Source organism: Streptomyces sp. NPDC015345, from assembly GCF_043078805.1.
Lineage (GTDB): Bacteria > Actinomycetota > Actinomycetes > Streptomycetales > Streptomycetaceae > Streptomyces.
Map to the genome: position 1 here is coordinate 268944 of NZ_JBIBTX010000007.1, position 26982 is coordinate 295925.

At 72.1% G+C, this 26982-nt stretch carries 25 protein-coding genes; 16 read left to right on the plus strand and 9 right to left on the minus strand.

The window, feature by feature from the left end; genetic code table 11:
* Nucleotides 1–7 precede the first annotated feature (7 nt).
* Nucleotides 8–403 (minus strand): DUF1844 domain-containing protein, encoded by a 396-nt coding sequence (locus ACF062_RS28210; RefSeq protein ID WP_392142407.1) that lies wholly within the window; start codon nucleotides 401–403, stop codon nucleotides 8–10.
* A 392-nt stretch (nucleotides 404–795) separates the two neighbouring features.
* Between ACF062_RS28210 and infC the strand changes: the two genes are divergently transcribed.
* From infC to ACF062_RS28260, 10 genes are all read left to right on the plus strand, one after another.
* Complete coding sequence (gene infC, locus ACF062_RS28215) at nucleotides 796–1458, plus strand: translation initiation factor IF-3 (RefSeq protein WP_223778940.1); 663 nt, start codon at nucleotides 796–798, stop codon at nucleotides 1456–1458.
* Nucleotides 1459–1565: 107 nt separating this feature from the next.
* Nucleotides 1566–1760, plus strand: a complete 195-nt coding sequence (gene rpmI, locus ACF062_RS28220; RefSeq protein ID WP_007829094.1) for a 50S ribosomal protein L35 — start codon at nucleotides 1566–1568, stop codon at nucleotides 1758–1760.
* Between the two features lie 96 nt (nucleotides 1761–1856).
* Entirely contained in the window at nucleotides 1857–2240 is a 384-nt protein-coding gene (gene rplT, locus ACF062_RS28225) for a 50S ribosomal protein L20 (protein ID WP_030783035.1), read from the plus strand.
* 192 nt (nucleotides 2241–2432) lie between these two features.
* The gene (locus tag ACF062_RS28230) at nucleotides 2433–3278 is read left to right on the plus strand and encodes a TrmH family RNA methyltransferase (RefSeq protein ID WP_392142408.1); all 846 of its coding nucleotides are present in this window, start codon (nucleotides 2433–2435) and stop codon (nucleotides 3276–3278) included.
* Between the two features lie 95 nt (nucleotides 3279–3373).
* On the plus strand, nucleotides 3374–4516 hold the full coding sequence (locus tag ACF062_RS28235; protein ID WP_392142410.1) for an ATP-binding protein: 1143 nt from the start codon (nucleotides 3374–3376) through the stop codon (nucleotides 4514–4516).
* Between the two features lie 168 nt (nucleotides 4517–4684).
* The gene (pheS, locus tag ACF062_RS28240; RefSeq protein WP_392142412.1) at nucleotides 4685–5815 is read left to right on the plus strand and encodes a phenylalanine--tRNA ligase subunit alpha; all 1131 of its coding nucleotides are present in this window, start codon (nucleotides 4685–4687) and stop codon (nucleotides 5813–5815) included.
* A complete protein-coding gene (pheT, locus tag ACF062_RS28245; RefSeq protein ID WP_392142414.1) occupies nucleotides 5815–8325 on the plus strand; it encodes a phenylalanine--tRNA ligase subunit beta in 2511 nt (836 codons plus the stop codon). The genes pheS and pheT overlap by 1 nt, the downstream gene beginning before the upstream one ends.
* 193 nt (nucleotides 8326–8518) lie before the next feature.
* On the plus strand, nucleotides 8519–9697 hold the full coding sequence (locus ACF062_RS28250; RefSeq protein ID WP_392142415.1) for a PP2C family protein-serine/threonine phosphatase: 1179 nt from the start codon (nucleotides 8519–8521) through the stop codon (nucleotides 9695–9697).
* Nucleotides 9698–9972: 275 nt separating this feature from the next.
* A complete protein-coding gene (locus tag ACF062_RS28255; protein WP_392142417.1) occupies nucleotides 9973–11322 on the plus strand; it encodes a tetratricopeptide repeat protein in 1350 nt (449 codons plus the stop codon).
* A gap of 92 nt (nucleotides 11323–11414) precedes the next feature.
* On the plus strand, nucleotides 11415–11957 hold the full coding sequence (locus ACF062_RS28260) for an NUDIX hydrolase (protein WP_392142419.1): 543 nt from the start codon (nucleotides 11415–11417) through the stop codon (nucleotides 11955–11957).
* On the opposite strand, the gene ACF062_RS28265 is transcribed toward ACF062_RS28260, so the two are convergent.
* Nucleotides 11958–12215: a hypothetical protein gene (locus ACF062_RS28265; protein ID WP_392142421.1), complete on the minus strand. Its 258-nt coding sequence runs from the start codon at nucleotides 12213–12215 to the stop codon at nucleotides 11958–11960.
* A gap of 193 nt (nucleotides 12216–12408) precedes the next feature.
* Entirely contained in the window at nucleotides 12409–13269 is an 861-nt protein-coding gene (locus ACF062_RS28270; RefSeq protein ID WP_356574756.1) for a 3-hydroxybutyryl-CoA dehydrogenase, read from the minus strand.
* A gap of 179 nt (nucleotides 13270–13448) precedes the next feature.
* Here ACF062_RS28270 and ACF062_RS28275 point away from each other — a divergent pair, with 179 nt between their 5' ends.
* A complete protein-coding gene (locus ACF062_RS28275; RefSeq protein ID WP_392142424.1) occupies nucleotides 13449–14684 on the plus strand; it encodes a glycoside hydrolase family 10 protein in 1236 nt (411 codons plus the stop codon).
* 10 nt (nucleotides 14685–14694) lie between these two features.
* On the opposite strand, the gene ACF062_RS28280 is transcribed toward ACF062_RS28275, so the two are convergent.
* Both ACF062_RS28280 and ACF062_RS28285 read right to left on the minus strand, forming a co-directional pair.
* Nucleotides 14695–14889: a DUF1918 domain-containing protein gene (locus ACF062_RS28280; protein WP_392142425.1), complete on the minus strand. Its 195-nt coding sequence runs from the start codon at nucleotides 14887–14889 to the stop codon at nucleotides 14695–14697.
* 107 nt (nucleotides 14890–14996) lie between these two features.
* Nucleotides 14997–15956, minus strand: coding sequence for a DMT family transporter (locus ACF062_RS28285; protein WP_392142427.1), 960 nt, complete (start codon nucleotides 15954–15956; stop codon nucleotides 14997–14999).
* On the opposite strand from ACF062_RS28285, the gene ACF062_RS28290 reads away from it, so the two are divergent.
* Together ACF062_RS28290 and ACF062_RS28295 are read left to right on the plus strand one after the other, a co-directional pair.
* On the plus strand, nucleotides 15955–17391 hold the full coding sequence (locus ACF062_RS28290; RefSeq protein WP_392142429.1) for a PLP-dependent aminotransferase family protein: 1437 nt from the start codon (nucleotides 15955–15957) through the stop codon (nucleotides 17389–17391). The genes ACF062_RS28285 and ACF062_RS28290 overlap by 2 nt on opposite strands.
* Before the next feature lie 54 nt (nucleotides 17392–17445).
* The gene (locus tag ACF062_RS28295) at nucleotides 17446–17883 is read left to right on the plus strand and encodes a GNAT family N-acetyltransferase (protein ID WP_392142431.1); all 438 of its coding nucleotides are present in this window, start codon (nucleotides 17446–17448) and stop codon (nucleotides 17881–17883) included.
* Here the strand turns inward: ACF062_RS28295 and ACF062_RS28300 are convergent.
* Together ACF062_RS28300 and ACF062_RS28305 are read right to left on the minus strand one after the other, a co-directional pair.
* Complete coding sequence (locus tag ACF062_RS28300) at nucleotides 17834–18346, minus strand: DUF6314 family protein (protein WP_392142433.1); 513 nt, start codon at nucleotides 18344–18346, stop codon at nucleotides 17834–17836. The two genes, ACF062_RS28295 and ACF062_RS28300, sit on opposite strands and share 50 nt — an antisense overlap.
* Nucleotides 18347–18362: 16 nt before the next feature.
* Nucleotides 18363–19352 (minus strand): aldo/keto reductase, encoded by a 990-nt coding sequence (locus tag ACF062_RS28305; protein WP_392142435.1) that lies wholly within the window; start codon nucleotides 19350–19352, stop codon nucleotides 18363–18365.
* Nucleotides 19353–19580: 228 nt separating this feature from the next.
* Here ACF062_RS28305 and ACF062_RS28310 point away from each other — a divergent pair, with 228 nt between their 5' ends.
* A complete protein-coding gene (locus tag ACF062_RS28310) occupies nucleotides 19581–21059 on the plus strand; it encodes an alpha/beta hydrolase (RefSeq protein WP_392142437.1) in 1479 nt (492 codons plus the stop codon).
* Nucleotides 21056–22261: a serine hydrolase domain-containing protein gene (locus ACF062_RS28315; protein ID WP_392142438.1), complete on the plus strand. Its 1206-nt coding sequence runs from the start codon at nucleotides 21056–21058 to the stop codon at nucleotides 22259–22261. Before ACF062_RS28310 ends, ACF062_RS28315 begins: the two co-directional genes overlap by 4 nt.
* A gap of 236 nt (nucleotides 22262–22497) precedes the next feature.
* On the opposite strand, the gene ACF062_RS28320 is transcribed toward ACF062_RS28315, so the two are convergent.
* Entirely contained in the window at nucleotides 22498–23895 is a 1398-nt protein-coding gene (locus ACF062_RS28320) for an MFS transporter (RefSeq protein ID WP_392142440.1), read from the minus strand.
* 131 nt (nucleotides 23896–24026) lie between these two features.
* On the minus strand, nucleotides 24027–24623 hold the full coding sequence (locus ACF062_RS28325) for a TetR/AcrR family transcriptional regulator (RefSeq protein ID WP_392142442.1): 597 nt from the start codon (nucleotides 24621–24623) through the stop codon (nucleotides 24027–24029).
* Nucleotides 24624–24752: 129 nt separating this feature from the next.
* On the opposite strand from ACF062_RS28325, the gene ACF062_RS28330 reads away from it, so the two are divergent.
* A complete protein-coding gene (locus ACF062_RS28330) occupies nucleotides 24753–26972 on the plus strand; it encodes an NADP-dependent isocitrate dehydrogenase (RefSeq protein ID WP_223773619.1) in 2220 nt (739 codons plus the stop codon).
* The last annotated feature ends 10 nt before the right edge of the window (nucleotides 26973–26982 follow it).

Genomic DNA, 26982 nt, shown 5'->3' on the forward strand with positions numbered 1-26982 from the left:
TGCGGGCTCAGCCGAAGACCGGGCCCGTGTACTTCTCGCCCGGCCCCTGGCCCGGCTCGTCCGCCACGATCGACGCCTCGCGGAACGCCAGCTGCAAGGACTTCAGGCCGTCCCGCAGCGGCGCCGCGTGGAACGAGCTGATCTCCGTGGCGCTCGCGTCCATCAGGCCGGCCAGCGAGTGGATCAGCTTGCGGGCCTCGTCCAGGTCCTTGTGGCCCTCGCCGCCCTCGGCGAGGCCGAGGTTGACGGCGGCGGCGCTCATCAGGTGGACCGCCACCGTGGTGATCACCTCGACCGCGGGGACGTCCGCGATGTCACGGGTCAGGGTGTCGAAGTCGGGGGAGTCGGGCCCGGCGGTCCCGGCGGCCGCGGGAGACTCGGGGGTGGGGGTCGTGTCGCTCATGTCCCACACGATATGCCGAGCACCGCGGCCGCCCGGCCCCGGGAGCCGCCGCGCCCACCGGTTCGCTCCACCCCGGGGGAGCTGCTAACCTTGTGTAACGACCGGCCGGAGACCCGCGTGCCAACGCAAGGATCCGGCCCACAAGTGGAGGCTCCGATCTCCCACCTGACCGCTCCCCGGAGCGGCGGGTCACCGGTCAGGCGGCCGAAGCCCCGAGGCTTCGGGTCGCCCGATGTGCGCCCCGCGATCACCGCGGAGGTGCTCCGGTAGTACGCGGAGCCCCTTCTGTGATCGGTCGGGGCATTTTTTGTTGCCTCGCTCGGTTGGTCCAGTCAAACAGACGTAACGCGGCTGTCCGCCAGACGGTCGCGTGGTGCTACCGAGGAGGATCCATCAGCGCCGAGCCCCGCATCAACGACCGGATTCGCGTTCCCGAGGTGCGACTTGTCGGTCCCAGCGGCGAGCAGGTCGGGATTGTTCCGCTTGCCAAGGCCCTGGAGCTTGCGCAGGAGTACGACCTCGACTTGGTCGAGGTCGCGGCGAACGCCCGTCCGCCCGTGTGCAAGCTCATGGACTACGGGAAGTTCAAGTACGAGTCGGCCATGAAGGCCCGTGAGGCGCGCAAGAACCAGGCGCACACGGTCATCAAGGAGATGAAGCTCCGGCCGAAGATCGACCCGCACGACTATGACACCAAGAAGGGTCACGTCGTCCGGTTCCTCAAGCAGGGCGACAAGGTCAAGATCACGATCATGTTCCGTGGTCGCGAGCAGTCCCGCCCCGAGCTGGGCTTCCGGCTGCTTCAGCGGCTCGCTTCGGACGTCGAGGACCTTGGGTTCATCGAGTCGAACCCGAAGCAGGACGGCCGAAACATGATCATGGTTCTCGGTCCGCACAAGAAGAAGACCGAGGCGATGGCCGAGGCCCGTGAGGCCCAGGCGGCCCGCAAGGCGGACGCGAAGGCCAACCCGGGCCGCTCGCAGAACTCCGCCGAGGGGGAGGAGTCTTCCGAGGCTCCCGCCGAGGCCCCGGCCGAGGCCAACGCCGAGGCCTGATCTCCCGGACGCGAGTCCAGGGGATCGCCACCTGACACATATGGCTCCCGGATGCCCGGTTTCACGACCGGGCATCGGAGTGCCACTGACGAGGAGAGAACGGCGCTATGCCGAAGAACAAGTCGCACAGCGGTGCCAGCAAGCGCTTCAAGGTCACCGGCTCCGGCAAGGTGCTCCGTGAGCGCGCCGGCAAGCGCCACCTGCTCGAGCACAAGTCGTCCCGTCTGACGCGTCGCCTCACCGGCAACGCCGAGATGGCCCCGGGCGACGCCAAGAAGATCAAGAAGCTTCTCGGCAAGTGAGCCGGGGCGCGCACCGCGCGCCTGAGCTCTGACCGGGACCCAATCGATACCGGGTCGTGTGAGTCCAACCACGGCCCCGCTACAAGGAGTTAACAAGTGGCACGCGTCAAGCGGGCAGTCAACGCCCACAAGAAGCGTCGGGCGATCCTCGAAGCGGCCAGCGGCTACCGCGGCCAGCGTTCGCGCCTGTACCGCAAGGCCAAGGAGCAGGTCACCCACTCCCTGGTCTACAACTACAACGACCGCAAGAAGCGCAAGGGCGACTTCCGTCAGCTGTGGATCCAGCGCATCAACGCCGCTGCCCGCGCCAACGGCATCACCTACAACCGCTTCATCCAGGGTCTGAAGGCCGCCAACATCGAGGTGGACCGCAAGATCCTCGCGGAGCTTGCCGTCAACGACCAGAACGCGTTCGCCGCGCTGGTCGAGGTCGCGCAGAAGGCGCTGCCGAGCGACGTGAACGCGCCCAAGGCCGCGTGACACTGCGCTGAGCTGAGCGTTGTTTCGGACCCGTAAGCCGCTTGGCTTACGGGTCCGCTTGCGTTCGGCTCTCGTCTGCCCTCTTCTCTTGTCTGCCGTCCGCGGGCCGTGACCGGCTGGTCGCGCAGTTCCCCGCGCCCCTACGGGGCTGCCCCTGCGGGGGCGCCCGCATAGCTACCCGAAGGTGAGTTCATGACCGCCGCTCCCGAGTTGATCTCCCCCAAGTCGCCGCGCGTCAGCGCTGCCCGGCGGCTGGCCAAGCGGAACTTCCGGGGGAAGGAGCGGCTGTTCCTCGCCGAGGGGCCGCAGGCCGTGCGGGAGGCCGCCGGGCACGCGGACACCCTCGTCGAGCTGTTCGCCACCGTCGACGCCGCCGAGCGCTACGCCGACATCGTGGGGGAGGCCCGCGCCGCCGGGGCCCGCGTGCACCTCGCCGACGAGGACGTCATCGCCGACATCTCGACGACCGTCACACCGCAGGGGCTCGTCGGGGTCTGCCGGTTCCTCGACACCCCCTTCGAGGACATCCTCGCCGCCCGGCCCAAGCTCGTCGCCGTCCTCGCCCACGTACGCGACCCCGGCAACGCCGGGACCGTGCTGCGCTGCGCCGACGCCGCGGGCGCCGAGGCCGTGGTGCTGACCGACGCCTCCGTGGACCTCTACAACCCCAAGGCCGTGCGCGCCTCGGTCGGGTCGCTCTTCCATCTGCCGGTCGCCGTCGGGGTGCCCGTGGAGACGGCCGTACGAGGGCTGAAAGACGCCGGTGTGCGCATCCTCGCCGCCGACGGCGCGGGCGAGGACGACCTGGACACGGAGCTCGACAAGGGCACCATGGGCACCCCCACCGCCTGGGTCTTCGGCAACGAGGCGTGGGGGCTGCCGGAGGAGACCCGCGCACTCGCCGACGCCGTGGTGCGTGTTCCGATCCACGGCAGAGCCGAGAGCCTCAATCTCGCGACGGCCGCGGCCGTGTGCCTCTATGCCTCCGCTCGTGCACAGCGTGCCGCCGGAGGGTGCCGCTCCGTCACATCGAGCTAGTAGTGTGACGGGCTCGGGGGCCCTCCCCCAAGCTCACGCCTTTGCTCGAGCGGGGAGGCACCCCCACCGCCAGTCCGAGAGGTGGGGTACGGGGAATGAGTGTCGGCACCAGCAGAGCACCGGGAGTACCGGACATCGTCCGTGCTCGCGCGGACCGCCGCGGCCCCGGTGATCTCGGCGACCTCGGACTCGACCCCGACGAACTGCCCGACGGGCTCGTCGTCGCGGACGAGACGGGCCAGGTCATCTGCTTCAACGCGGCAGCCGCGCGGATCACCGCCGTCCCCGCCGCCGACGCCCTCGGCGCGCCCCTGGAGCACGCCCTCCCATTAGAGGACCTCGAAGGCCGCCGCTGGTGGCAGCTGACGAATCCCTACGGAGGCCTCGCCATCCGCGTCGGCCAGCCCGAGCGCAATCTGCTGCTGCCGGGCGGCCGCGAGGTCCTGGTCTCCGCCCGCTATCTGCGTACCACCCGCACCGGGCCCGTGCGCCGCGTCGTCGTCTGCCTGCGGGACACCGAGGCCCGCCGCCGCACCGAGCGCAGCCACGCCGAGCTGATCGCCACCGTCGCCCACGAGCTGCGGTCCCCGCTCACCTCCGTCAAGGGCTTCACGGCGACGCTGCTCGCCAAGTGGGAGCGGTTCACGGACGACCAGAAGAAGCTGATGCTGGAGACCGTCGACGCCGACGCCAACCGCGTCACCCGGCTGATCGCCGAGCTCCTCGACATCTCCCGCATCGACTCCGGGCGGCTCGAACTGCGCCGTCAGCCCGTCGACATAGGTGCCGCCGTCGGCCGGCACATCCAGGCGCACGTCGCCTCCGGCCAGGACGCCGCCCGCTTCCTGCTCCGCCTCCAGCAGCCGCTGCCCGATCTGTGGGCGGACCCCGACAAGATCGACCAGGTGCTGAGCAACCTGTTGGAAAATGCGGTGCGGCACGGCGAGGGAACCGTCACCATCGACGTGGCACCCTCCTCGTCCCCGCGTGAGCGAGGCGGCGCCGAGACCGCCGTGACCGTCAGCGACGAAGGTTCCGGCATTCCGGAGGAGTCGATGGGCCGCGTCTTCACCCGCTTCTGGCGGGGCAGCAAGCGCGGCGGGACGGGACTGGGGTTGTACATCGTGAAGGGCATCGTGGAGGCGCACGGCGGGACGATCACCGTCGGCCGCGCCCCGGGCGGCGGCGCCCAGTTCCGATTTACGTTGCCCGTGGGGGCTCCCGCGTATCTCCAGTGAGTCCACGGTGACTCCGGTGAGGACGTCCTGAGCAGCCCGCGGGCGCATTCGATCACCGCACCCCCGTTAGACTCGGTCGTTGGCACTTTGCGTCCCCAACCTTGGGACACTCCGTCTCCGATTCGTCGACGGGGACCATCCGCCAGCCAACCGGAAGCACGGGAAGAGATGTCGGCACCGAACAAGTCGTACGACCCTGTTGAGGTCGAGGCACTGAAACCTGAAGAGATCGAGCGCATGCGGGACGAGGCGCTCGCCGCCTTCGCGGCCGCAGACTCCCTCGACGCGCTCCAGGAGGCCAAGGTCGCGCACACCGGCGGCACCTCGCCGCTGGCGCTCGCCAACCGCGAGATCGGCGCGCTGCCCCCGCAGGCCAAGGCCGAGGCGGGCAAGCGCGTCGGCATGGCGCGCGGCGCCGTCAACAAGGCGCTGGCCGCCCGCCAGGCCGAGCTGGAGGCCGAGCGCGACGCCCGGGTCCTGGTCGAGGAGGCGGTGGACGTCACCCTGCCGTACGACCGCACGGCCGCCGGCGCCCGGCACCCGCTGACCACGATGATGGAGCGCGTCGCAGACGTCTTCGTCTCGATGGGCTACGAGGTCGCCGAGGGCCCCGAGGTCGAGGCGGAGTGGTTCAACTTCGACGCCCTCAACTTCACGCCCGACCACCCGGCCCGGCAGATGCAGGACACCTTCTTCGTCCAGGGCCCCAAGGGCACCGAAGGTGACGAGTCGGGTGTCGTGCTGCGGACGCACACCTCCCCCGTGCAGGCCCGCGCGCTCCTCGAACGCCGCGAGCCGCCCGTCTACATCGTCTGCCCCGGCCGCGTGTACCGCACGGACGAGCTCGACGCGACGCACACCCCGGTCTTCCACCAGATCGAGCTGCTCGCCGTCGACGAGGGCCTGACCATGGCCGACCTGAAGGGCACCCTCGACCACATGGTCCAGGCGCTCTTCGGCCCGGACATGAAGACCCGGCTGCGGCCCAACTACTTCCCGTTCACCGAGCCGTCCGCCGAGATGGACATGGTGTGCTACGTCTGCCGCGGCGAGTCCGTCGGCAACCCCGACCGCCCCTGCCGCACCTGCGGAAGCGAGGGCTGGATCGAGCTCGGCGGCTGCGGCATGGTCAACCCCAAGGTGCTGACCGCCTGCGGCGTCGACCCCCAGAAGTACAGCGGATTCGCCTTCGGGTTCGGCATCGAGCGGATGCTGATGTTCCGCCACAACGTCGAAGACATGCGAGACATGGTCGAGGGTGACATCCGGTTCACCCGGCCGTTCGGGATGGAGATCTGATGCGGGTCCCGCTTTCCTGGCTGCGGGAGTACGTCGACCTCCCCGCCACCGAGACCGGCCGTGACGTGCAGGCCAAGCTGATCGAGGTCGGCCTCGAGGTCGAGACCGTCGAACAGCTCGGCGGCGGCCTCAAGGGCCCGCTCGTCGTGGGCAAGGTCCTCACCATCGAGGAGCTGGAGGGCTTCAAGAAGCCCATCCGCTTCTGCACCGTCGACGTCGGCACCGCCAACGGCACCGGCGAGCCGCAGGAGATCGTCTGCGGCGCCCGGAACTTCGCCGTCGGCGACAAGGTCGTCGTGGTCCTGCCCGGCGCCGTCCTGCCCGGCGACTTCGCGATCGCCGCCCGCAAGACGTACGGCAAGACCTCGCACGGCATGATCTGCTCCGGCGACGAGCTGGGCATGGGCGACGACGGCAGCGGAGGCATCATCGTCCTGCCGCCCGAGCACGAGGTCGGCACCGACGCCATCGAGCTGCTCGAACTGGTCGACGAGGTCCTGGACATCGCCGTCACGCCCGACCGCGGCTACGCCCTGTCGATGCGCGGCGTCGCCCGCGAGACCGCCATCGCCTACGGCCTGCCGCTGCGCGACCCGGCGCTCCTCGACGTGCCCGCGCCGAACTCCTTCGGCTACCCCGTCAAGATCAGCGACCCGCTCGGCTGCGACCGCTTCACCGCGCGCACCGTCACCGGCCTCCAGCCCGAGGCCCGCTCGCCGATCTGGCTCAAGCGGCGCCTCCAGAAGGCCGGGATGCGCCCCGTCTCGCTCACCGTCGACATCGCGAACTACGTGATGCTGGAGCTGGGCCAGCCCCTCCACACGTACGACCGCTCCCGCATCCAGGGGACGATCGGCGTGCGCCGGGCCGAGCAGGGCGAGAAGTTCACGACGCTCGACGGCGCCAAGCGCGTCCTCGACGCCGAGGACCTGGTGATCACCGACGACCGCGGGCCCATCGGCCTCGCGGGTGTCATGGGCGGCGCCAACACCGAGATCGCCGACCACGACGCCGAGAGCGGCACCACCGACGTCGTCATCGAGGCCGCGCACTTCGACGCGCTCTCCGTCGCCCGCACCGCGCGCCGCCACAAGCTGGGCTCCGAGGCCGCCAAGCGCTACGAGCGCGGCGTCGACCCGCAGGCCGCGTCGGCCGCCGCCCAGCGGACCGTCGACCTCCTCGTGCTGCTCGCGGGCGGTACCGCCGAGGCCGGTGTCACGGAGATCATCGCGCCCACCGCGCCGCGCACGATCACCATGCCGGCCGACCACCCCGACAAGGTCGCCGGTGTCGCCTACGGCCGCGAGACCGTCGTACGCCGCCTCCAGCAGGTCGGCTGTGACGTGTACGGCCAGGACGACCTGACCGTCACCGTGCCGTCGTGGCGCCCCGACCTCGCGGAGCCGAACGACCTCGCCGAAGAGGTCATCCGCCTCGAGGGGTACGAGAACCTCCCCTCGACCCTGCCGAAGCCCCCCGCCGGCCGCGGCCTCACCGACCGGCAGCGCCTGCACCGCCGCTTCGGGCGCGCGCTGGCCGGTGCCGGGTACGTGGAGGCGCTGAGCTACCCCTTCATCGGTGAGAACGTCTTCGACCAGCTGGGCCTGGAGGCGGACGACCCGAACCGCCGCGTGGTCAAGCTCGTCAACCCGCTCTCCGACGAGGAGCCCGCCCTCCGTACGACGCTGCTGCCGGGCCTGCTCGCCGCGCTCCGCCGCAACGACGGCCGGGGCAGCCACGACCTGGCGCTCTTCGAGACGGGGCTCGTGTTCCACCCCCGGGAAGAGCTGAAGGTCGCCGTGCGGCTGCCCGTCGACCGGCGGCCCACCGACGAGGAGATCGCGTCCCTCACCGACGCGCTGCCCGTCCAGCCCCGGCATGCCGCCGTCGTCCTCGCGGGCGCCCGCGAGCAGGCCGGCTGGTGGGGCAAGGGCCGCCCGGCGGACTGGGCGGACGCCGTCGAGGCGGCGCGCACCCTCGCCCGCGAGGCCGGTGCCGAGCTGATCGTCGAGCAGGGGCAGTACGGCCCCTGGCACCCGGGCCGCTGCGCGGAACTGAAGGTCGTCATCGACGGCGACATCGTCTCCGTCGGCCACGCCGGCGAGCTGCACCCGCGCGTCGTCAAGGCGCTCGGCCTGCCCGCCCGCACCTGCGCGATGGAGGTCGACCTGGACCGCCTGGAGCAGGCCGGCGAGGGGACGCTGCGCGCACCGCGGATCTCCGCCTTCCCCGTGGCCACGCAGGACGTCGCGCTGGTCGTCGACAAGGAGGTGCCGGCCGCCGTGGTCGAGTACTACCTGACCGGCGGCGCGGGCGAACTCCTGGAGTCCATCCGGCTGTTTGACGTCTTCGAGGGCGAACAGCTCGGCGAGGGCAAGAAGTCCCTGGCGTACGCGCTGCGCTTCCGCGCGGCCGACCGTACGCTGACGGTCGACGAGGCGTCGGCGGCCCGAGACGCGGCCGTCGCCCTGGCGGCCGAGCGCACGGGAGCGGTGCTCCGCGGAGCGTAGTCACCGTCTGTAGGCGTCGCCAGGCGCACAATGGGGCGCAAAGAGGGGCTTACCCGGACCACCGGGTGAGCCCCTCACTCGTTGGGGTGACAAAGGGCTTCACGATGGCCCGATCGGGCCACTCGGTCGACAGAATCATTCCGGCCGTAGGGGTCGGTCTGCGCGCCGCACGGGCTGAGGGGGGGCCGACAGCATGATCCGTTTCAGGGCTGGGGCTCCCCGCGGGGTGATGCCAAGGGCGAGGGGGCCACGAGGGCGGGACCGGGGCCCGCGTGGCCGTGACACAGACCCCCGGCTGCCCTGCGTGGGCGGCCGTCGTCGGTTCCGGCGTGTGCTCGCGCTGGGGCTGCCGACGGTATGGGGCGCCGTCGCCATCACGTACAAACTGGCCTGTCCGCTGGCCCAGCAGGACGGCATGGGGGCGCGGATCGTCAGCAGCGCGGTCTTCTTCGCCGTCGGGACCGGGCTCATGGTGCACGTCCACCGCACGCTGCTGCGGGAGCTGAGACAGGTCCGCGAGGTCGCGGGCGCCGCGCAGAACGTGCTGCTGAGACCGCTGCCGCCTGTCGTGGAAGGGCTCGCTCTCGCCGCCGGACGGGTCTCGGCGTCGCGGGGCGCCTGTGTCGGCGGCGATCTGTACGAGGTCGCCGCCACAGACCACGGCGTGCGCGTCGTCATGGGTGACGTCCGGGGGCATGGCCTCGGCGCCATCGGGACCGTCGCCGCCGTCCTCGGGAGCTTCCGCGAGGCCGCCCACGACGAACCCGAACTGCCGGTGGTGATGCGCCGGTTGGAGCGGGCGCTCGGGCGGCACCTGCGGGAGCGCGCGCACGCCGAGCAGCCCGCGAGCGGAAGAGCGGCGCAGGACGGTGCGCTGGCCGAGGAGTTCGTCACCGTACTGCTCCTGGAGATCGGCGAGGACGGCGAGCTCCTGGCCGTCAACTGCGGTCACCCGTGGCCGTATCTGCTCAAGCAGTGGGCCCGGCCGCTGGCGGACGCCGAACCGCTGCCGCCGCTCGGCCTCTTCCCGCTCCCCGAGGTACTGCCCGTGCTGCGCTGCGGGCGGCTGCTGCCGGGCGAGACGCTCGTCCTGCACACGGACGGCATGGAGGACGCCCGCGACGCGGCGGGCGAGTTCTTCCCGCTCCAGGCCGCGCTGACCGCGGCGGCCCGGGGCCCGTCGATCTCCCCGCAGGACCTCATCGACGCGGTCTACGCCGACCTCCTGCGCCACGCGGGGCGGTCGCCGTCCGACGACGCGGCGCTGCTCGTCCTGCGCAACGACCGCGAGAACGACCGCGAGAACGACCGCGAGGAGGCCCCTCTCCCGCAGCAGGAGCCGGGACGGCGCGTCACCCGCCCCGTGAGCTGAGCTCCCCGATGGCCGGAAACGAGCCGCGCGCCGTCCGCCCCGCCATGGAGTTGTCGGGCAGACGGCGGGACGGACGGCTCCAGCGAGGGCCGCCGCACTGAATGAGGGGGGAGCCGGCGGCCCACCGGCCTCCTCAACTGATGAGGCACCTCAGTCAAGCGAGCCCACACAGGACGCGGCAGAGCGCACACCCCCCGGATCCGGGCACTCCGTTCACACCCCGTGTGAAGGCCTCTCCACTACCCTGAACAGCACCGAGCCACCGGAGGGCATCCATGCAGCCCAACACCCTGCTCGACGCGATCCTCGACGAAGCGGGCATCTCGCACGCGGGACTTGCCGCACATGTGAACCAGGCCGGAAAGTCCAGAGGCCTCGCGCTGCGCTACGAACACACCGCCGTCTCCCGCTGGTTGAAGGGGCAGCGCCCGCGCGGTCAGGTCCCGGACCTGATCTGCGAGGTGCTCGCCACCCGGCTCCAGCGGCCCGTCACGCTCGACGACATCGGCCTCGGGGTGCCCGGTGTCCCCGCCGCCCCCGCCGGCCCGGTCACCTCCACGCTCTCCGGCTTCGTGGAGCGCGCCACGGCCCTGTGGCGCTCGGACGAACAGCAGCGCCCCCACCTGCTCGGCGCGCCCGCGGTCACCGGCACCCCCGCGGTGATGCCGGTCTGGGAGTGGGAGAACCCGCCCGAGGACACCGATGTGTCCCGCGGCGGACGGCACCCCGTCAGCACGGCCGACATCGAGATGATGCGCGCGGCCCGCGCCCACTACGAGCAGATGTACCGCAAGACCGGCGGCGTCGCGACGCGCACCCGCATCGTCGGCTTCCTCAACGCGGAGGCCGCGCCCCTGCTGCGGGGCAGCTACACCGACGAGATGGGCCGCCAACTGCACCGCTCCACGGGCGGGTTGGTGGCGATCGCGGGGATCTGCGCCTACGACTCCGACGCGCACGGCCTCGCCCAGCGCTACTTCCACCAGGCCCTGCGCCTCGCGAAGGCCAGTGGGGACCGGGGTCTTGGGGCGTACGTCATCGCGCTGCTGGTCAACCAGTCGCTGTTCATGCGCGAGTACCGCCAGGCCGTGGCGTTCGCCGAGGCGGCGCTGCGGGCCTCGGGCCGTGACCTCACCCCGGCGCTCGCATCCGATCTGTACGCGATGCAGGCCAAGGCGTACGCACACCTGGGCGACGGCAGGAGCGCGCTGTCGTGCATCCGGCGCGCGGAGGCCGCGGCCGACCGGATCCTGCGGGGCCGCGAGCCGGACGAGACAGGGTACGTCCAGCCGGGACTGGTCAACGTACAAGTGGCGGAGGCCCTGCTCAGCCTCGGCGATCTGGTCAGCGCCCGTGAGCACGCCGCCGCGGCCGTCGACACGCCGGCGCACGACCGGGGCCGGGTCCACCGGCTCGCGATGCTCAGCCAGATCGAACTGCGCCAGGGCAACACCGACGAGGCGGTCGCCACGGCGGTGCAGATGGCGGAACAGGCCCGGGGGATGGAGTCCCAGCGGCTTCGGGACAGACTGCGCGCGGTACGCGAGCACCTGGTGCGCAGCGACTGCGCGGGCACGGCCGAGGCGGCCGAACTCATCGACGGGGCGTTGCGCGTCCCGCTCTGACCCTGGCGCCCCCTGGCGCCCCCTGACGCCCACTGCTCTGCGGTTCTCCCTGCTGCGATATTGCCGTCTACTCGGCGAAAGGTGGCAGAACCGTGCAGTGGACGAAACAGAGCGAACAAACTGTGTATGGAAACAGGTGGTTCACGGTCAATCTCGCAGATGTCGAGCTACCCGACGGCCGGCATCTGGACCACTTCCTGATACGGCTGCGGCCCGTCGCCGTGGCCACCGTCGTCAACGACGCCAACGAAGTGCTGCTGCTCTGGCGGCACCGCTTCATCACCGACAGCTGGGGCTGGGAACTCGCGGCGGGCGTCGTCGAGGACGGCGAGGACATCGCGTACGCGGCGGCCCGCGAGATGGAGGAGGAGACCGGCTGGCGGCCGGGCCCGCTGCGGCACCTGATGAGCGTCGAGCCCTCGAACGGGCTCACCGACGCCCGGCACCACATCTACTGGTCCGACGAAGGGACCTACGTCGGCCATCCCGAGGACGACTTCGAGTCGGACCGCCGTGAGTGGGTCTCTCTCAAGCTCGTCCCCGACATGGTGGCCCGTGGGGAGGTCCCGGCCGCCAACATGGCCGCGGCCCTCCTCCTCCTGCACCATCTGCGCCTCGGCCAGGACGCGCGCTAGCTAATGGCCGATCGCCTGCCAGACCGCCACGGCGAGCGCCGCGACCGCCGCGAGAGCGACGATCGTGGGGAGCGGCCAGCGCGTGTGTTCCAGGGCGGTGACCCGGGCCTGCAGGGCCTCCACGTTCTTGGCGGTCTGTTGGTCGTGCTGCGTCAGCAACGCCAGCCGTCCGTCGACGCGGGCCAGGCCCACGTCCAGGCTACGGCGTAACTCCGCGAGTTCTTCCGGGACCACGGCACTCTCGCCATCGGTGGTCACGAGTCCACTCCTCTCTGTAATGGCGCGTCCCCCCTTCATCCGCACGGGCAGTCAACTCGCGTGGCGGACAGGGCGGGAGAGTGTGCGATGGGCATATGCGAGCCCACCGCGCACACGGTGTGTGAACGCCGCGGGCCCGGCACTCGAAGGAGTGCCGGGCCCGTCGACGCGGAGCGGTTTCACACCGGATGTGTCACGTGTACGTGTAGAAGCCCGAGCCGGTCTTCCGGCCGAGGCGGCCCGCGTCCACCATGCGCTGGAGCAGCGGGGGAGCGGCGTACAGCGGCTCCTTGTACTCGGCGTACATGGAGTCGGCGACCGAGGCGACCGTGTCCAGGCCGATCAGGTCGGCGAGCTTGAGCGGGCCCATCGGGTGGGCGCAGCCCATCTCCATGCCGTTGTCGATGTCCTCGCGGCTCGCGATGCCCGACTCGAACATCCGGATCGCGGAGAGGAGGTACGGGATGAGCAGCGCGTTGACCACGAAGCCCGAGCGGTCCTGGGCGCGGATCGCGTGCTTGCCGAGGACCTTCTCGACCATGACCTGCGCCCGGCTGATGGTGCCCTCCGACGTGGTCAGCGCCGGGATCAGCTCGACGAGCTGCTGCACCGGCGCCGGGTTGAAGAAGTGGATGCCGATGACCTGGTCGGGCCGCGAGGTCGCGACCGCCAGCTTCACCAGCGGGATGGAGGAGGTGTTGGAGGCGAGAATCGCGTCCTGGCGCGTCACCACCTGGTCGAGCACCTGGAAGATCTCGGTCTTGACCTGCTCGTTCTCCACGACGGCCTCGATGACCAGGTCACGGTCACTGAACTCGCCGAGGTCGGTGGTGAAACTGAGCCGGGCCAGGGTCGCGTCCCGCTCCTCCTCGGAGATCTTGCCGCGCTCGGCGGCCTTGGAGAGGGAGTTGTACAGCCGTGTGCGGCCGATCTCCAGGGCCTCGCCGGTGGTCTCCGCGACCTTCACATCCAGTCCGGAGCGGGCGCAGACCTCTGCGATTCCGGCGCCCATCTGGCCACAGCCCACCACTCCGACGCGTGCGATATCGGTCATGGAGTCGGTCACCTCGTGCCTTTCGCTGATCAACGGGGCCGGCAGGTCCCCCGTATGGATGGTGCCTGCCTCGGCCGTGAACGTTACTCCGCAACCTGGGGTCCATGGCGTGCCGGGTCGGGCATGCTGGCCGCAACCCGGCGAAAGGTGCCGGACACAGCGAGCTCAGGGGCGTACAGATGAGGCGTATGTCACGTCGGGGTTTCTCGGTGGTGGCCGCGGCGACGATCGCGGGCCTGGCGACGGCGGGGGACGCGGCGGCGGCCCCCGACCGGCGCCGGAAGAAGGCGCGCGAGCTGCGGGCCATGTGGCTGGCGACCGTCGTCAACCGCGACTGGCCCTCCAAGCCGGGCCTGTCCGCGCAGCAGCAGCGGAGCGAGCTCCTCGCGTTCCTCGACTCGGCGGTGAACCGCAGACTGAACGCGGTGGTCTTCCAGGTGCGGCCCACCGCCGACGCCCTGTGGCCCTCGCCGCACGAGCCGTGGTCGGAGTACCTCACCGGGACCCAGGGCAAGGACCCGGGCTGGGACCCGCTGGGCACCGCGGTGAAGGAGGCGCACCGCAGAGGCCTGGAGCTGCACGCGTGGTTCAACCCCTTCCGCATCGCCAACCACACCGACCCGTCGCGGCTGGTGGCCACGCACCCCGCGCGCGTGCACCCCGAGTGGGTGGTGCCGTACGGCGGGAAGCTCTACTACAACCCGGGCCTGCCCGAGGTGCGGCGCTTCGTGCAGGACGCGATGCTCGACGCGGTCCGCCGCTATCCGCTGGACGCGGTGCACTGGGACGACTACTTCTATCCGTACCCCGTCGCGGGCCAGACCTTCGACGACGACGACGCCTTCGCGCGCTACGGCGGCGGCTTCCCGGACCGCGCCTCTTGGCGCCGCGACAACATCGACCGGCTGGTGCGCGAGATGTCCGGCCGGATCAAGAAGACCCGGGGGCGCACCCAGTTCGGCATCAGCCCCTTCGCGGTCTGGCGCAACAAGGCGACCGACCCGACGGGCTCGGACACCCGGGCCGGCGTACAGACGTACGACGACCTGTACGCGGACACGCGCGGCTGGGTGAAGAAGGGCTGGCTCGACTACATCGTCCCGCAGGTGTACTGGAACATCGGCTTCCCCGCGGCGGACTACGCCAAGCTGGTGCCGTGGTGGAACGACGTCGTACGCGGCACGGGCGTGCGCCTGTACATCGGTGAGGCCCTCTACAAGGCGGGCGATCCGGCGCAGCCCCCGGCCTGGCAGGACCCGGCGGAGCTGTCCCGCCACCTCACGTACGCCGAGGGCTTCCCCGAGGTGCGCGGGCACATCTACTTCTCGGCCAAGGAGGTCGGCGTCGACAGGAACGGCGCCATGGCGCGGGTCGTCGCCGACCACTACCAGGAGCCGGCGAAGCCGCCGCGCTGACGCTCCAGTCCTAGCTCGCCGGGTCCTCGTGCCGTACGACGGTGTCGGGGCCCGGCGACATCAGCGTCTCGTGGCCGTCCTCGAACCGGACGCGGTACGGCGGGCCGCCGTCCTCGCCGAGCACCTCGACGACCTCCGCGGTCCGGTCGTGCTGCCCGACGATCCTGCCGTGCACCACCAGCCTGTCACCTACGGTTGCGCGCATGTGGAGTACTCCCTCGTCCCGCTCTGCGGTCGCGTTCCGTGGCCTCCATTCTAGGGCGGAGGGCGGGAGTCGGCGCCCGGTCGGACGCCGGTCGGGTCGGCCTCGGGTCAGCCGCGGGCCCTCTGGGTGACCGCGATGCAGACGAGGACCGCGGCCGCCGTGAGGGGCGCGGCGACGGGCAGGTGCTCGCCGAGCAGGAACACCGACCAGACCAGGGTCAGCAGCGGCTGGGCGAGCTGGAGCTGACTGGCCTTGGGTACGCCGATGGCCGCCATGCCCCGGTACCAGACGACCAGGCCGAGGAACTGCGAGCCGATCGCGGAGTAGAGCAGGCCCGCCGTGCTGTGCCCGGTGAGCTGGAAGGACTCGTGCTGGAGGGCGAGGGCCGCGCCGAGCAGGTTGAGCGGCAGGCAGAGCATGAGCCCCCAGCCGATGACCTGCCAGCCGGGCATCTCACGGGCCAGGCGGCCGCCCTCGGTGTAGCCGGCGGCGCAGATCAGGAGCGCGCCGAAGAGGTAGAGGTCGGCGGCGGACAGCGCGCCGCCGCTCTGCTGCACGGTGAACGCGATCACGGCCGCGGCCCCGGCGAGCGCCGCCACCCAGAACATGCGCGAGGGGCGCGCCCCGGTCCGCAGCGCCGAGAGGACGGCGGTCGTCAGGGGGAGCAGGCCCACGACCACGGCCGCGTGCGCGGTGGTGGAGGTCTGGAGGGCGAGCGTGGTCAGCAGCGGGAAGCCGACGACCACACCGGCGCCGACCACCGCGAGCCCCGCCCAGTGGCGGCGGTGCGGCACCGGGACGCGCAGGGCGAGCAGGCAGCCGCCCGCGATGAGGGCGCTCAGCGCGCCGCGCAGGGTGACGAGGCTCCAGGGGCCGATGCCTTCGAGGCCCCAGGCGGTGGCGGGGAAGGTCAGCGAGAAGGCGGTGACGCCGAGGGCGGCCATCACGGTGCCGGTGCGGCGGGAGCCGTGCGGGGCGGGGGTGGCGGCCACGGGTGCCGTCGTACCGGTGGCGGCTTCACTGACCGCTATCCGCTTCGGGCGAGTAGCGCTATCCTGTGCTGTCATGCAAGACAGTAGCAGTGTGGGTGAACTGGCGAAACAGCTGCGGGACGAGATGGACCGCTACTCACCTGGAGGAAAGCTGCCGTCCAGCCGGTCCCTCGTCGAGCGGTTCCGGGTGAGCCCCGTGACCGTGTCACGGGCCCTGGCGCAGCTGGCCGCCGAAGGGCTCGTCGTCACCCGGCCCGGCGCCGGGGTCTTCCGCGCCGAGCCGACGGTGCCCGCCGTGCCCGCCGGCGACACCTCGTGGCAGGAGGTGTCCCTGAGCGCCGACGCCACCGCCGAGCTGGTGCCGCGCGCGGTCGACGCCTCCGGGGTGCTCGCCACCCTGGCCGCACCGCCGCCCGGCGTCATCGAGTTCAACGGCGGCTACCTCGACGCCTCCCTCCAGCCCGAGCGCGCCATGGCCGCGGCGCTCGCCAGGGCGGGGCGGCGGCCCGGGGCGTGGGGCAGGCCGCCGGTCGACGGCCTTCCGGAGCTGCGGGAGTGGTTCGCGCGCGGCGTCGGCGGGGCCGTCACGGCCGCCGAGGTGCTGATCACCGCGGGCGGGCAGAGCGCCCTGACCACGGCGCTGCGCGCGCTCGCCCCGCCGGGAGCGCCCGTGCTCGTCGAGTCGCCCACCTACCCCGGGATGCTGGCGATCGCCCGCGCGGCGGGGATGCGTCCCGTGCCGGTGCCCGTCGACACGGACGGGGTGCGCCCGCAGCTCCTGGAGGCCGCCTTCCGCGCGACGGGAGCCCGGGTCTTCGTCTGCCAGCCGCTGTTCCAGAACCCGACGGGCGCCGTACTCTCCGCCGAGCGCCGCCCGGAGGTCCTGCGGATCGCCCGCGAGGCGGGGGCGTTCGTCATCGAGGACGACTTCGTGCGCCGCCTCGTCCACGAGGACGCCGGGCCGCTGCCGCCGCCGCTCTCCGCCGACGACAAGGACGGCGTCGTCGTGCACGTCTGCTCGCTCACCAAGGCCACCTCGCCGAGCTTCCGGGTGAGCGCGCTCGCCGCGCGCGGACCGGTCCTGGAGCGGCTGCGCGCCATCCAGGTCGTCGACCACTTCTTCGTGCCCCGACCGCTTCAGGAGGCGGCGCTCGAACTGGTCGGCTCCCCGGCCTGGCCGCGCCATCTGCGGGCGGTGGCGGGCGAGTTGAGGATCCGCAGGGACGCCATGGCCGCGGCGCTGCGGCTGCGCCTGCCCGAACTCGCGATGCCGCACATCCCCGCGGGCGGCTACAACCTCTGGGTGCGGCTGCCCGACGGCACCGACGAGACGGCGCTGGCCTCGGCCGCCCTGCGCGCGGGCGTGGCCGTGGCCCCCGGCCGTCCGTACTTCGCGGCGGAGCCCACGGCGGCGTACGTCCGGCTGAGTTTCGCGGCGGTCGCGGGGGTGGGGGAGATCGGCGAGGGGGTGCGCAGGCTGCGGGCGGCCTGCGACGAGGTCCGGGGGTAGCCGCCGGGCGGAAAGCGGTCGACGGGACGCACGGGGTGCTGCGAGGGTCGGGGCATGAACGACAGTGTCACGCTCCACGGTCCGTACGAGATATCCGCCGACCCCGCCCGCGTCGACGCGGCCCGCGTCCACCAGTGGCTCTCCACGGACGCGTACTGGGCGCTCGGCCGCAGCCGCGCCAAGCAGGACGCGGCGATCGCCGGGTCGCTGAACTTCGGCGCGTACGACGGAAGTTCGGGGGATCAGGTGGCGTACGCACGCGTGGTGACCGACCGGGCCACCTTCGCCTGGCTCTGCGATGTGTACGTCGCCCCGGACGCGCGCGGCAGCGGCCTCGGCACCGCCCTCGTGGACGCGGTCCGCGCGCACCTGGAGCCGTTCGGCCTGCGCCGCGTGCTGCTGGCCACCGCCGACGCGCACGGCGTCTACGAGAAGGTCGGGTTCAAGCCCCTGGACGACCCGGAGTCCTGGATGGCGCTGGGCGGTCAGTGACCGCCGGGCCCCGGGCGGCCCGTACGTACTCCGTGACGAGCAACAGATCCTTGGCGGGGCCGCTGACCCTCCACCGGCTGCGCCAGTGATCCGCGTCGTCCACCTCGAACTCGCCCCGGTAGAGGTCCGCCGCGCACGGATGGTCCGTCGCGTGCCGGCCGGAGCGCAGGTCAAGGTCGTGGAAGAAGCGCCCGTCGGCGAACTCGACGCGGGCCGTGCCCGGGGTCGCGCCCGGCAGGAAACGCAGGGTGCGCTCGGCGGGGCGCGCGGTGCCGTGCCAGGTGAAGACGCCCGACTCGTGGTGGAGGAGCCCGCCCTCGTGCGGGGCGGGCAGCGGCGAGAAGAGCGTCGTACCGCTGAAGTGGCCCTCCGAGCCGTCCGCGAGGTCGCGGACCGTGCGGGTCACGCGCCACTCGCCGACGAGATGGGCGAGTGGCTCCGGGACGGGGCGGAGGGAGGACATACCGGCAGGTTAGCCGCTACTTGTCCAGCACCGACATGCTGCGCGCGTCGTACCGCGTGCCCGCGACCTTGTCGGCGGGAGCCGCCGCGTCGATCGCCGCGAGGTCCTCGGCGGACAGTTCGAGCGTGGCGGCCGCGATGTTCTCCTCCAGGTACTTCTCGCGGCGCGTGCCCGGAATCGGCACGACGTCGTCGCCGCGGTGCTGCACCCAGGCGAGCGCGAGCTGCCCGGCGGTGACGCCCTTTTCGGCGGCGAGCGCGTTCAGCGTCTCGACGATGGCGAGGTTCCGCTCCAGGTTGCCGTCGGTGAAGCGGGGCTGGGTGCGCCGCAGGTCGCCCTCGGGCAGCGCGTCGAGCGAGGTGTAGCGGCCGGTGAGGAAGCCGCGGCCGAGCGGCGAGTACGGCACGATGCCGATGCCGAGCTCCCGGCAGAGCGGCGCGATCTCCGCCTCCAGGTCCCTGGTCCACAGCGACCACTCGCTCTGGAGCGCGGCGATCGGATGCACGGCGTGCGCCCTGCGGATCGTGTCCGCGCCCGCCTCGGAGAGCCCGATGTGGCGCACCTTGCCCGCCTGGACCAGCTCTGCGAGCGCGCCGACGGTCTCCTCGATCGGCACGGTCTTGTCGATCCGGTGAGCGTAGTAGAGGTCGATGTGGTCGACGCCGAGGCGCCGCAGCGAGGCGTCGCAGGCCTCGCGTACGTACGGGGCGTCGCCCCGGATGTGCGTCGGCTCGCCGAAGCGGTTGGTGAAGCCGAACTTGGTGGCGAGGACCGCCTCTTCACGGCGCGGGCCCGCGAGGGCGCGGCCCAGGAGCTGTTCGTTGTGGCCGCTGCCGTAGAAGTCGGAGGTGTCGAGCAGGGTGACGCCGAGGTCCAGGGCGCGGTGGATCGTCGCGATCGACCGGTCGTCGTCCGACGCGCCGTATCCCTGGCTCATCCCCATGCATCCGAGCCCCTGGGCCGAGACCGTCAGCGCGCCGAGCCGGCGGGTGGGAAGACTGGTCATGGTGGTACCTCCTGGCTGGTGCTCCGTGGTCGGCTCCGACACTAGGAGCTGGAGCGGACTCCAGGTCAAGGCCGGACGGCCTCGGGAGAACCGGAGCGCGCCTACGGGGGTTGTCCCCAGGGGGATTCGGCCCGGTGGCCCGATGGTGGCGGGCCGCGCGCCTTCCTAACGTGGTGATCGTCTCCGGCCGGGTGGGCCGGGGCGGACACCGACGGACCAAGGAGCACGATGCGCGTCGCCTCGACCATCACCGCGGGCTTAGGACTGGCCGGTCTCCTCGCGGGCGGAGTGTCCGCCGCGACCTCTCCCCCCAAGCCGGCATCGCAGACGCTGAGTTGGGGCGCCTGCTCGGCCGGTCAGAAGGAGCTGATCGCGGCGGGCGCGCAGTGCGCGAAGGTCACCGTGCCCCTCGACTACGCCGACCCCGGCGGCCGTACGATCCAGCTCGCCATCTCCCGCGTCAAGGCGAAGTCGTCCGAGCGGCGCGGCATCCTGCTCTCCAACCCCGGCGGTCCGGGCGGCACCGGCCTCGCCCACACCCTCGCCCTGCGGCCCACGCTGAAGGACGTCGCCGACCAGTACGACCTGATCGGCTTCGACCCCCGCTTCCTCGGCGAGAGCACCCCGCTCACCTGCGGCCCCGCCCCGCGCCCGGCCCCGCCCGCGCCGACGACCACACCGCGCGAGGACTTCGAGGCGTCGGTGCGTGCCGCCCGGGACACCGCGCGCCGCTGCCAGCAGCACGGCGACAACGCCGCGCTGCTCCCGCACGCCTCGACCCGCAACGTCGCCCGCGACATGGACGCGATCCGCGCCGCCCTCGGCGAGCGCAAGCTGTCGTACTACGGCGTCTCGTACGGCGCGGACCTCGGCGCCGTCTACACCCAGCTGTTCCCGCGCCGCGCCGACCGCGTCGTCCTGGACTCCTCGACGGACCCGGCGGCCACGCAGTACGAGCTGTTCCAGCGCTCGGGAGCGCCCGCGGAGGCCGCGCTGGCGACGCGAGTGCGCGCTGACGTACGGGAGTTGCTGGCCCGGGCCGAACGGCACCCCATTCCGGTCCAGGGGCAGCGGCTGAACGCCCCACTCCTGCGCATGATCTTCAAGCAGCTCGTCCAGCACGAGGAGTACGGCCCCCAACTGGCAGAAGTGGTCGGCGACTTGAAGAAGGCGGCGGCGGGCGAGGGCATCGAGCCGGGCCCCGCCCTCGCCGGGCTCCTCGAACTCCTCTCCTCGCCGGAGCTGGAGAGCAGCATGGTCGGCGGCGCGATCTTCATGTGCGGCGACGGGGGGTGGCCCGCGGGCGGCTGGCCGAAGAACCCGGCGACGTACTGGAAGAACATGCAGCGCAGCCGTACCACGCAGCCGGTCTTCGGCCCGTACGTCAACGGCATGATCGCGCCGTGCGCGTTCTGGAAAAGCGAGCCCCGCGAACCCGGCACGAAGATCGGCAACGACGTGCCGGTCCTGCTGCTCCAGGCCCGTCACGACAACAACGTGCCCTACGAAGGCGCCCTCGCCCTGCACCGCAGGCTCACCGGATCGCGCCTCCTGACGGCGGACATCCGCTCGCACGGCGTCTACGGCCGGGGGAACGACGGCCTGACCCCCGTCCCCTGCGCCGACCGCGCCGTCAACACCTACCTGCGCGACGGCGAGCTGCCCGCCGCCGACCTCACCTGCCCGAAGCCGGAGGCGCGCTCATGACGGAGATCAGCAGGCGTACGGGGCTCGCGGCCGCCACGGCGGCGCTGCTCACGGGGGCGGCGGCCCCCGCCTCCGCGGTGGCGCCCCGGCGGGAGCGGGCCCTGCAACGCCACGTCGACGCCCTCCTCGCCACCGGAGTGACCGGCGTCCTCGCCGAGGTGCAGGGCGCGCACGGCCGCACGGCCGCCCGCGCGGGCGTCGCCGACCTCGCGGCGAAGGATCCGGTGCCCTGGGGCGCGTACTACCGGATCGGCAGCGACACCAAGACGTTCACCGCCACGCTCCTCCTCCAACTCGTGGGCGAGGGAAGGCTGAAGCTCACCGACACCGTCGAGCGGTGGCTGCCCGGCGCGGTCCGTGGCCACGGCAACGACGGCCGCCGGATCACCGTCACCAACCTGCTGCGGCAGACCAGCGGCCTGAACGACTACTTCGCGGTCGCGGCGGACCCCGCCGACCTCACACCGGAGGCCTACCGCCGCGACCGCTTCCGCCCGCAGACCCCCGAGGAGCAGCTGACGGCCGCCCTGAGCAAGCCCCCGGAGTGGCTGCCCGACGCCGACGATCCGGCGGGGGAGCGACGCTGGGCCTACTCCAACACCAACTACGTCGTCGCCGGGTTGCTCATCGAGGCGGTCACGGGCCACCTCTGGGCGCAGGAACTCCACGAGCGGATTATCGAACCGCTCGGCCTGCGCGACACCCTCACGCCGGGCACGTCGTCATATGTGCCGAGGCCGACGGCCACCGGTTACACGTACTTCCCGAACGGCACCCGGCCCATCGACACGACCCTCGGCTTCGGCGGCGGCGCGGACGGCTGCCTCATCTCGACGCCCCGGGACCACGGCGTCTTCCTGCGCGCCCTGCTCGGCGGGCGCCTGCTGCGCCCGGCCGAGCTGGCGGCGATGCGGCAGACCGTGCCCGTGAAGGACTGGATCCCGGCCGACGGCGTCCGCTACGGCCTCGGCATCGCCTGGCGGCCGGTGACCGGCCGCCGCGACGGCATCTGGTTCCACGGCGGAACCAGCCTCGGCTGCGTCAGCGAATGCGGTGTCACCCCGGACGGAGCCACAGCGGTGACCAGCGCGGCGTTCACGCTCCGCTTGGACAGCCGCGAACGGAGCGAGAGGCAGTCGCGGGCGGCTTTGCGGATGGTGGATGGGGTGCTGGGGGAGGCTCTTTCCGGGGGCGGGCGGTAGCTCTGGCGGGGGTGGGGGCCCGGTGCCTTGGCTGCCGGACTCGCCGCGTCGTGCGTGCCTCGGGGGCGGCTTCCGGAGCCGGTGGCTAGCCCCGGCCGGGTGGTCGACTCGGTGGTGGGGACCCGGCGTCGTGGCCGCCGGGTCTCGCCACGTCGTCCGTGCCTCGTGCTGCGCTGCCGTAATGGCCCGACTGCGCGTGGTCGATGCGGCGCTGGTGGGGCTTCCGGCGCTAGCCGCTAACCCCGGCCGGAGGGGATCCCCTCGGTGGCGGGGCGCCCCGCGTCTTCGTCGCCGGGTCGCGTCAGTCGTCCCGGCAGCCTCGTCGCCGCCGCCGCGCCCAGCGCCGCCACGGCCGCCAGGGTCGCCAGTGTCGGGGCCATCGCGGAGAGGAAGGCGCCGTCGGTCCGGTGGGGCTCCGTGCCGGGTGCGTGTCCCGCGAGCGCGGTCATCAGGGTGGTCGCCAGGGCGATGCCCAGCGTCGGGCCCACGTTCATCGCCGTCTGCTGGAGGCCGCCCGCGACGCCCGCCTCGGCTACGGGGGCGTGCCGTACGACGACGGCCGTCGCGGCCACCATCACCGTGCCGAAACCGGTGCCCACCAGCAGGAATCCGGCCCCGTCCGCGACCGGCCCCGACGCCTGGTCCAGGCGGGACAGGGCGAGGACGCCGAGGGTGAGCACCGCCATGGCGGCCGTGATCGTCCGCCGGGGCCCGTACCGGCGCAGCAGCACCGCCGCGTACGGCGCGCTCACGATCATCATGATCGCGAGGGGCAGCGCCCGCAGCGCGCTGTGCAGCGGGTCGAGCTCCAGCACGTCCTGGAGGAAGTACGTGCCCACGAAGAGCGCACCGAACATCGCCGCGGAGGCCGCCACCAGGATGCCGAGGGCGGGCCCGACCGCGGTCGAGCCGATCAGGAGGGGCGGTATCAGCGGACTCGCGGCGCGGCGTTCGTGCCGGACGAATACGGCCGCCGCGAGCACCGCCCCGCACGCCCCGAGCACGGTGGCCGCCGGCCGGCCGCTCTCCGAGGCGCCGACCAGCGTGTGCACGAGGCACGCCAGCGCCACCGCGAGCAGCCCCGCCCCGGTCAGGTCGAGTCCGGGCGCGGGCCCCTCCCGGGGCGGCGCGGGCACGCGCACCAGCAGCGCCAGTACGCCGATCACCAGCGCGGGCACCACGCTCAGGAAGAACACCGAGCGCCAGCCCAGCTCCGTCGCGAGCGCCCCGCCGAGCACCGGCCCGGCCGCCGCCGCGACGCCGATCGCGCTGGTCCGCACCGCGATCGGCAGCCCGATCCTGTCGGGTGGGTACGCGGCCCGCAGCATCCCGAGCGTGGCGGGCTGGAGCAGCGCGCCGAAGACGCCCTGGGCGACGCGCAGCGCGATCACCCAGCCGATGTCCGACGCGAGGCCGGTCCCCGCCGAGGCGAGCGCGAAGCCAAGCGTCCCGACGGCGAAGATCCGCCGGTGTCCGTACCGGTCACCGAGCCGCCCCGCGAAGACCAGCAGGCTCGCCACGGCGATCAGATAGCCGGTGCTGGTCCACTGCACCTGCGTGAACGACGCGTCCAGATCACGCTGGAGGGCGGGCTGCACGGCGGTCAGCACGGTGCCGTCCAGAGCGACGACCATCGCGCCGAGAACACTGCACGCGAGGGTCAGGTTCCGCTGCGTCCGCGGGCCCGGCGTCCGCGGACGGCTCGCCCTGGGCGTGGGCCGTGTCTTTGCGCCGAACACCCCCTCACCCCCCAGCCGAACGGCAGTCACGCCCGCTCCGCACCGAGATGCGCGTCCAGCGCCGCCTCGATCAGTGGTTCCACGTCCGCCGCCCCCGACGCCAGCCGCAGGCTGCCCCACCCCCACAGCTGCGCGATGCCGTGCAGGTTCGCCCACAGGGACCCCGCGGTGATCCGCGCCCCGGCGCCGGACGCGGGGCGTGCCTCGGCGACCAGGCCGACCAGGACGTCGAAGAGCGGCAGGCTGGTCTCCCGCAGGCCGAGTCCGTCGCTCTCCAGGAGATCGTGGCGGAACATCAGCTCGAACATCCCGCGGTGGTCCGCCGCGAAACCGAGGTAGGCACGGCTCAGCGCCTTCAGCCGCGTACGCGCATCGCCTTCGGCCGCCGCCCGCTCCACCTCCGCCGCCAGCGCCGCGAACCCGCGCCGCGCGATCGCCGACAGCAGCTCCACATGTGTGGGGAAGTAGCGGCGGGGCGCCCCGTGCGAGACCCCGGCCCTGCGGGCGATCTCCCGCAGGGTCAGCGCCTGCACACCCTCGGCCGCCAGGAGTTCCACGCCCACGTCCACCAGGCGGGCCCGCAGCCCGGCGTCCTGTGGCTTGTCTGTCTCGTCTTGGCTCATAGACACTGTCTACTACATCGCGTAGACAGTGTCTACGCGGAAGGAAATGGCCAGGGCCCTGTCCGTACGGGGGAAGGTAGGAGATATCTTGATGTCGAGCAATGTTGCAGACGCGGAGCGGAGCACCCGGTGACTGACTCGACCATCATCTACACCCACACTGACGAGGCCCCGGCCCTGGCGACCCATTCGTTCTTGCCGGTGGTCCAGGCCTACGCCTCGACGGCAGGCGTCAGCGTGGAGACCCGTGACATCTCGCTCGCGGGCCGGATCATCGCGAGCTTCCCCGAGCGCCTCGAAGAGGGCCAGCGCATCAACGACGCCCTCGCCGAGCTGGGCGAACTCGCCAAGACGCCCGGGGCGAACATCATCAAGCTGCCCAACATCTCGGCCTCGATCCCGCAGCTGAAGGCCGCGATCGCCGAGCTCCAGGGCCAGGGCTACGCGCTCCCCGACTACCCGGACGACCCCAAGACCGACGAGGAGCGCGACATCCGCGCCCGCTACGACAAGGTCAAGGGCAGCGCCGTCAACCCGGTCCTGCGCGAGGGCAACTCCGACCGCCGCGCCCCCGCGTCGGTCAAGAACTACGCCAAGGCCCACCCGCACCGCATGGGCGCCTGGACGTCCGAGTCGAAGACGAACGTCGCCACCATGGGCGAGAACGACTTCCGCTCCACCGAGAAGTCCGCGGTGATCACCGAAGCCGGCGCGCTGCGCATCGAGCTCGTCGGTGACGACGGCTCCACCACCGTCCTGCGCGAGTCCGTACCGGTCCTCGCGGGCGAGGTCGTCGACGCCTCCGTCATGCGCGTCGCCGCGCTGCGCGAGTTCCTCAAGCAGCAGGTCGCCCGCGCCAAGTCGCAGGGCGTGCTCTTCTCCGTGCACCTCAAGGCCACGATGATGAAGGTCTCCGACCCGATCGTCTTCGGCCACGTGGTCCGCGCCTTCTTCCCGAAGACCTTCGCCGCGCACGGCGAGACCCTCGCCGCCGCCGGCCTGACCCCGAACGACGGCCTGGGCGGCATCTTCAAGGGCCTGGACTCGCTCCCCGAGGGCGACAAGATCAAGGCGTCCTTCGAAGCCGAGCTGGCCGAGGGCCCGGAGCTGGCCATGGTCGACTCCGACAAGGGCATCTCCAACCTGCACGTCCCGAGCGACGTCATCGTCGACGCCTCCATGCCGGCCATGATCCGCACCTCCGGCCACATGTGGGGCCCGGACGGCGAGGAGCACGACACCCTGGCCGTCCTCCCGGACAGCAGCTACGCCGGCATCTACCAGGTCGTCATCGACGACTGCCGCGCCAACGGCGCCTTCGACCCGTCGACCATGGGCTCCGTCCCGAACGTCGGTCTGATGGCGCAGAAGGCCGAGGAGTACGGCAGCCACGACAAGACCTTCGAGATCCAGACCACCGGCACCGTGCGCGTCGTCGACGCCGCGGGCAACGTCGTCCTGGACCAGGCCGTCGCCGTCGGTGACATCTTCCGCATGTGCCAGACCAAGGACGCGCCGATCCAGGACTGGGTCAAGCTCGCCGTCACGCGCGCCCGCGCCACCGGCAGCCCCGCCGTGTTCTGGCTGGACGAGACCCGCGCCCACGACGCCGTGCTCATCGGCAAGGTCAAGCAGTACCTCGCCGACCACGACACCGCGGGCCTGGACATCCGGATCATGTCCCCGGTCGAGGCCACCGCGTTCTCCCTGGAGCGCATCCGCCGCGGCGAGGACACCATCTCCGTCACCGGCAACGTCCTGCGTGACTACCTCACCGACCTCTTCCCGATCCTGGAGCTGGGCACCAGCGCCAAGATGCTGTCGGTCGTCCCGCTGATGAACGGCGGCGGCCTCTTCGAGACCGGCGCCGGCGGCTCCGCACCGAAGCACGTCCAGCAGCTGGTCAAGGAGAACTACCTGCGCTGGGACAGCCTGGGCGAGTTCCTCGCCCTCGCGGTCAGCTTCGAGCACCTCGCCACCACCACGGGCAACGCCCGCGCGCAGATCCTCGCCGACACCCTGGACCGCGCGACGGCCACGTTCCTGGAGAACGACAAGTCGCCGAGCCGCCGCCTCGGTGGCATCGACAACCGCGGCAGCCACTTCTACCTCGCCCTCTACTGGGCCCAGGAGCTGGCCAAGCAGACCGAGGACACGCAGCTCGCCGAGGCGTTCGCCGCCCTGGCCAAGACGCTGGCCGAGCAGGAGCAGACCATCGTCGACGAGCTCATCGCCGTCCAGGGCTCCCCGGCCGACATCGGCGGCTACTACCAGCCGGACGTCGCCAAGGCCACCGAGGTCATGCGTCCGTCCGCGACGTTCAACCAGGCGCTGTCGATCCTGGGCTGACGTCCGGCAC

Excerpts from the sequence above, each read along its gene's own strand:
- ACF062_RS28210 (WP_392142407.1), bottom strand. The coding sequence starts at position 403 with ATGAGCGACACGACCCCCACCCCCGAGTCTCCCGCGGCCGCCGGGACC.
- ACF062_RS28290 (WP_392142429.1), top strand. The coding sequence starts at position 15,955 with ATGCAAGACAGTAGCAGTGTGGGTGAACTGGCGAAACAGCTGCGGGAC.
- rpmI (WP_007829094.1), top strand. The coding sequence starts at position 1,566 with ATGCCGAAGAACAAGTCGCACAGCGGTGCCAGCAAGCGCTTCAAGGTC.
- ACF062_RS28255 (WP_392142417.1), top strand. The coding sequence starts at position 9,973 with ATGCAGCCCAACACCCTGCTCGACGCGATCCTCGACGAAGCGGGCATC.
- ACF062_RS28235 (WP_392142410.1), top strand. The coding sequence starts at position 3,374 with ATGAGTGTCGGCACCAGCAGAGCACCGGGAGTACCGGACATCGTCCGT.
- pheS (WP_392142412.1), top strand. The coding sequence starts at position 4,685 with ATGTCGGCACCGAACAAGTCGTACGACCCTGTTGAGGTCGAGGCACTG.
- ACF062_RS28325 (WP_392142442.1), bottom strand. The coding sequence starts at position 24,623 with ATGAGCCAAGACGAGACAGACAAGCCACAGGACGCCGGGCTGCGGGCC.
- ACF062_RS28295 (WP_392142431.1), top strand. The coding sequence starts at position 17,446 with ATGAACGACAGTGTCACGCTCCACGGTCCGTACGAGATATCCGCCGAC.
- ACF062_RS28275 (WP_392142424.1), top strand. The coding sequence starts at position 13,449 with ATGAGGCGTATGTCACGTCGGGGTTTCTCGGTGGTGGCCGCGGCGACG.
- ACF062_RS28230 (WP_392142408.1), top strand. The coding sequence starts at position 2,433 with ATGACCGCCGCTCCCGAGTTGATCTCCCCCAAGTCGCCGCGCGTCAGC.
- ACF062_RS28310 (WP_392142437.1), top strand. The coding sequence starts at position 19,581 with ATGCGCGTCGCCTCGACCATCACCGCGGGCTTAGGACTGGCCGGTCTC.
- pheT (WP_392142414.1), top strand. The coding sequence starts at position 5,815 with ATGCGGGTCCCGCTTTCCTGGCTGCGGGAGTACGTCGACCTCCCCGCC.
- ACF062_RS28320 (WP_392142440.1), bottom strand. The coding sequence starts at position 23,895 with ATGGTCGTCGCTCTGGACGGCACCGTGCTGACCGCCGTGCAGCCCGCC.
- ACF062_RS28305 (WP_392142435.1), bottom strand. The coding sequence starts at position 19,352 with ATGACCAGTCTTCCCACCCGCCGGCTCGGCGCGCTGACGGTCTCGGCC.
- ACF062_RS28300 (WP_392142433.1), bottom strand. The coding sequence starts at position 18,346 with ATGTCCTCCCTCCGCCCCGTCCCGGAGCCACTCGCCCATCTCGTCGGC.
- ACF062_RS28315 (WP_392142438.1), top strand. The coding sequence starts at position 21,056 with ATGACGGAGATCAGCAGGCGTACGGGGCTCGCGGCCGCCACGGCGGCG.
- ACF062_RS28270 (WP_356574756.1), bottom strand. The coding sequence starts at position 13,269 with ATGACCGATATCGCACGCGTCGGAGTGGTGGGCTGTGGCCAGATGGGC.
- ACF062_RS28285 (WP_392142427.1), bottom strand. The coding sequence starts at position 15,956 with ATGACAGCACAGGATAGCGCTACTCGCCCGAAGCGGATAGCGGTCAGT.
- ACF062_RS28280 (WP_392142425.1), bottom strand. The coding sequence starts at position 14,889 with ATGCGCGCAACCGTAGGTGACAGGCTGGTGGTGCACGGCAGGATCGTC.
- ACF062_RS28250 (WP_392142415.1), top strand. The coding sequence starts at position 8,519 with ATGATCCGTTTCAGGGCTGGGGCTCCCCGCGGGGTGATGCCAAGGGCG.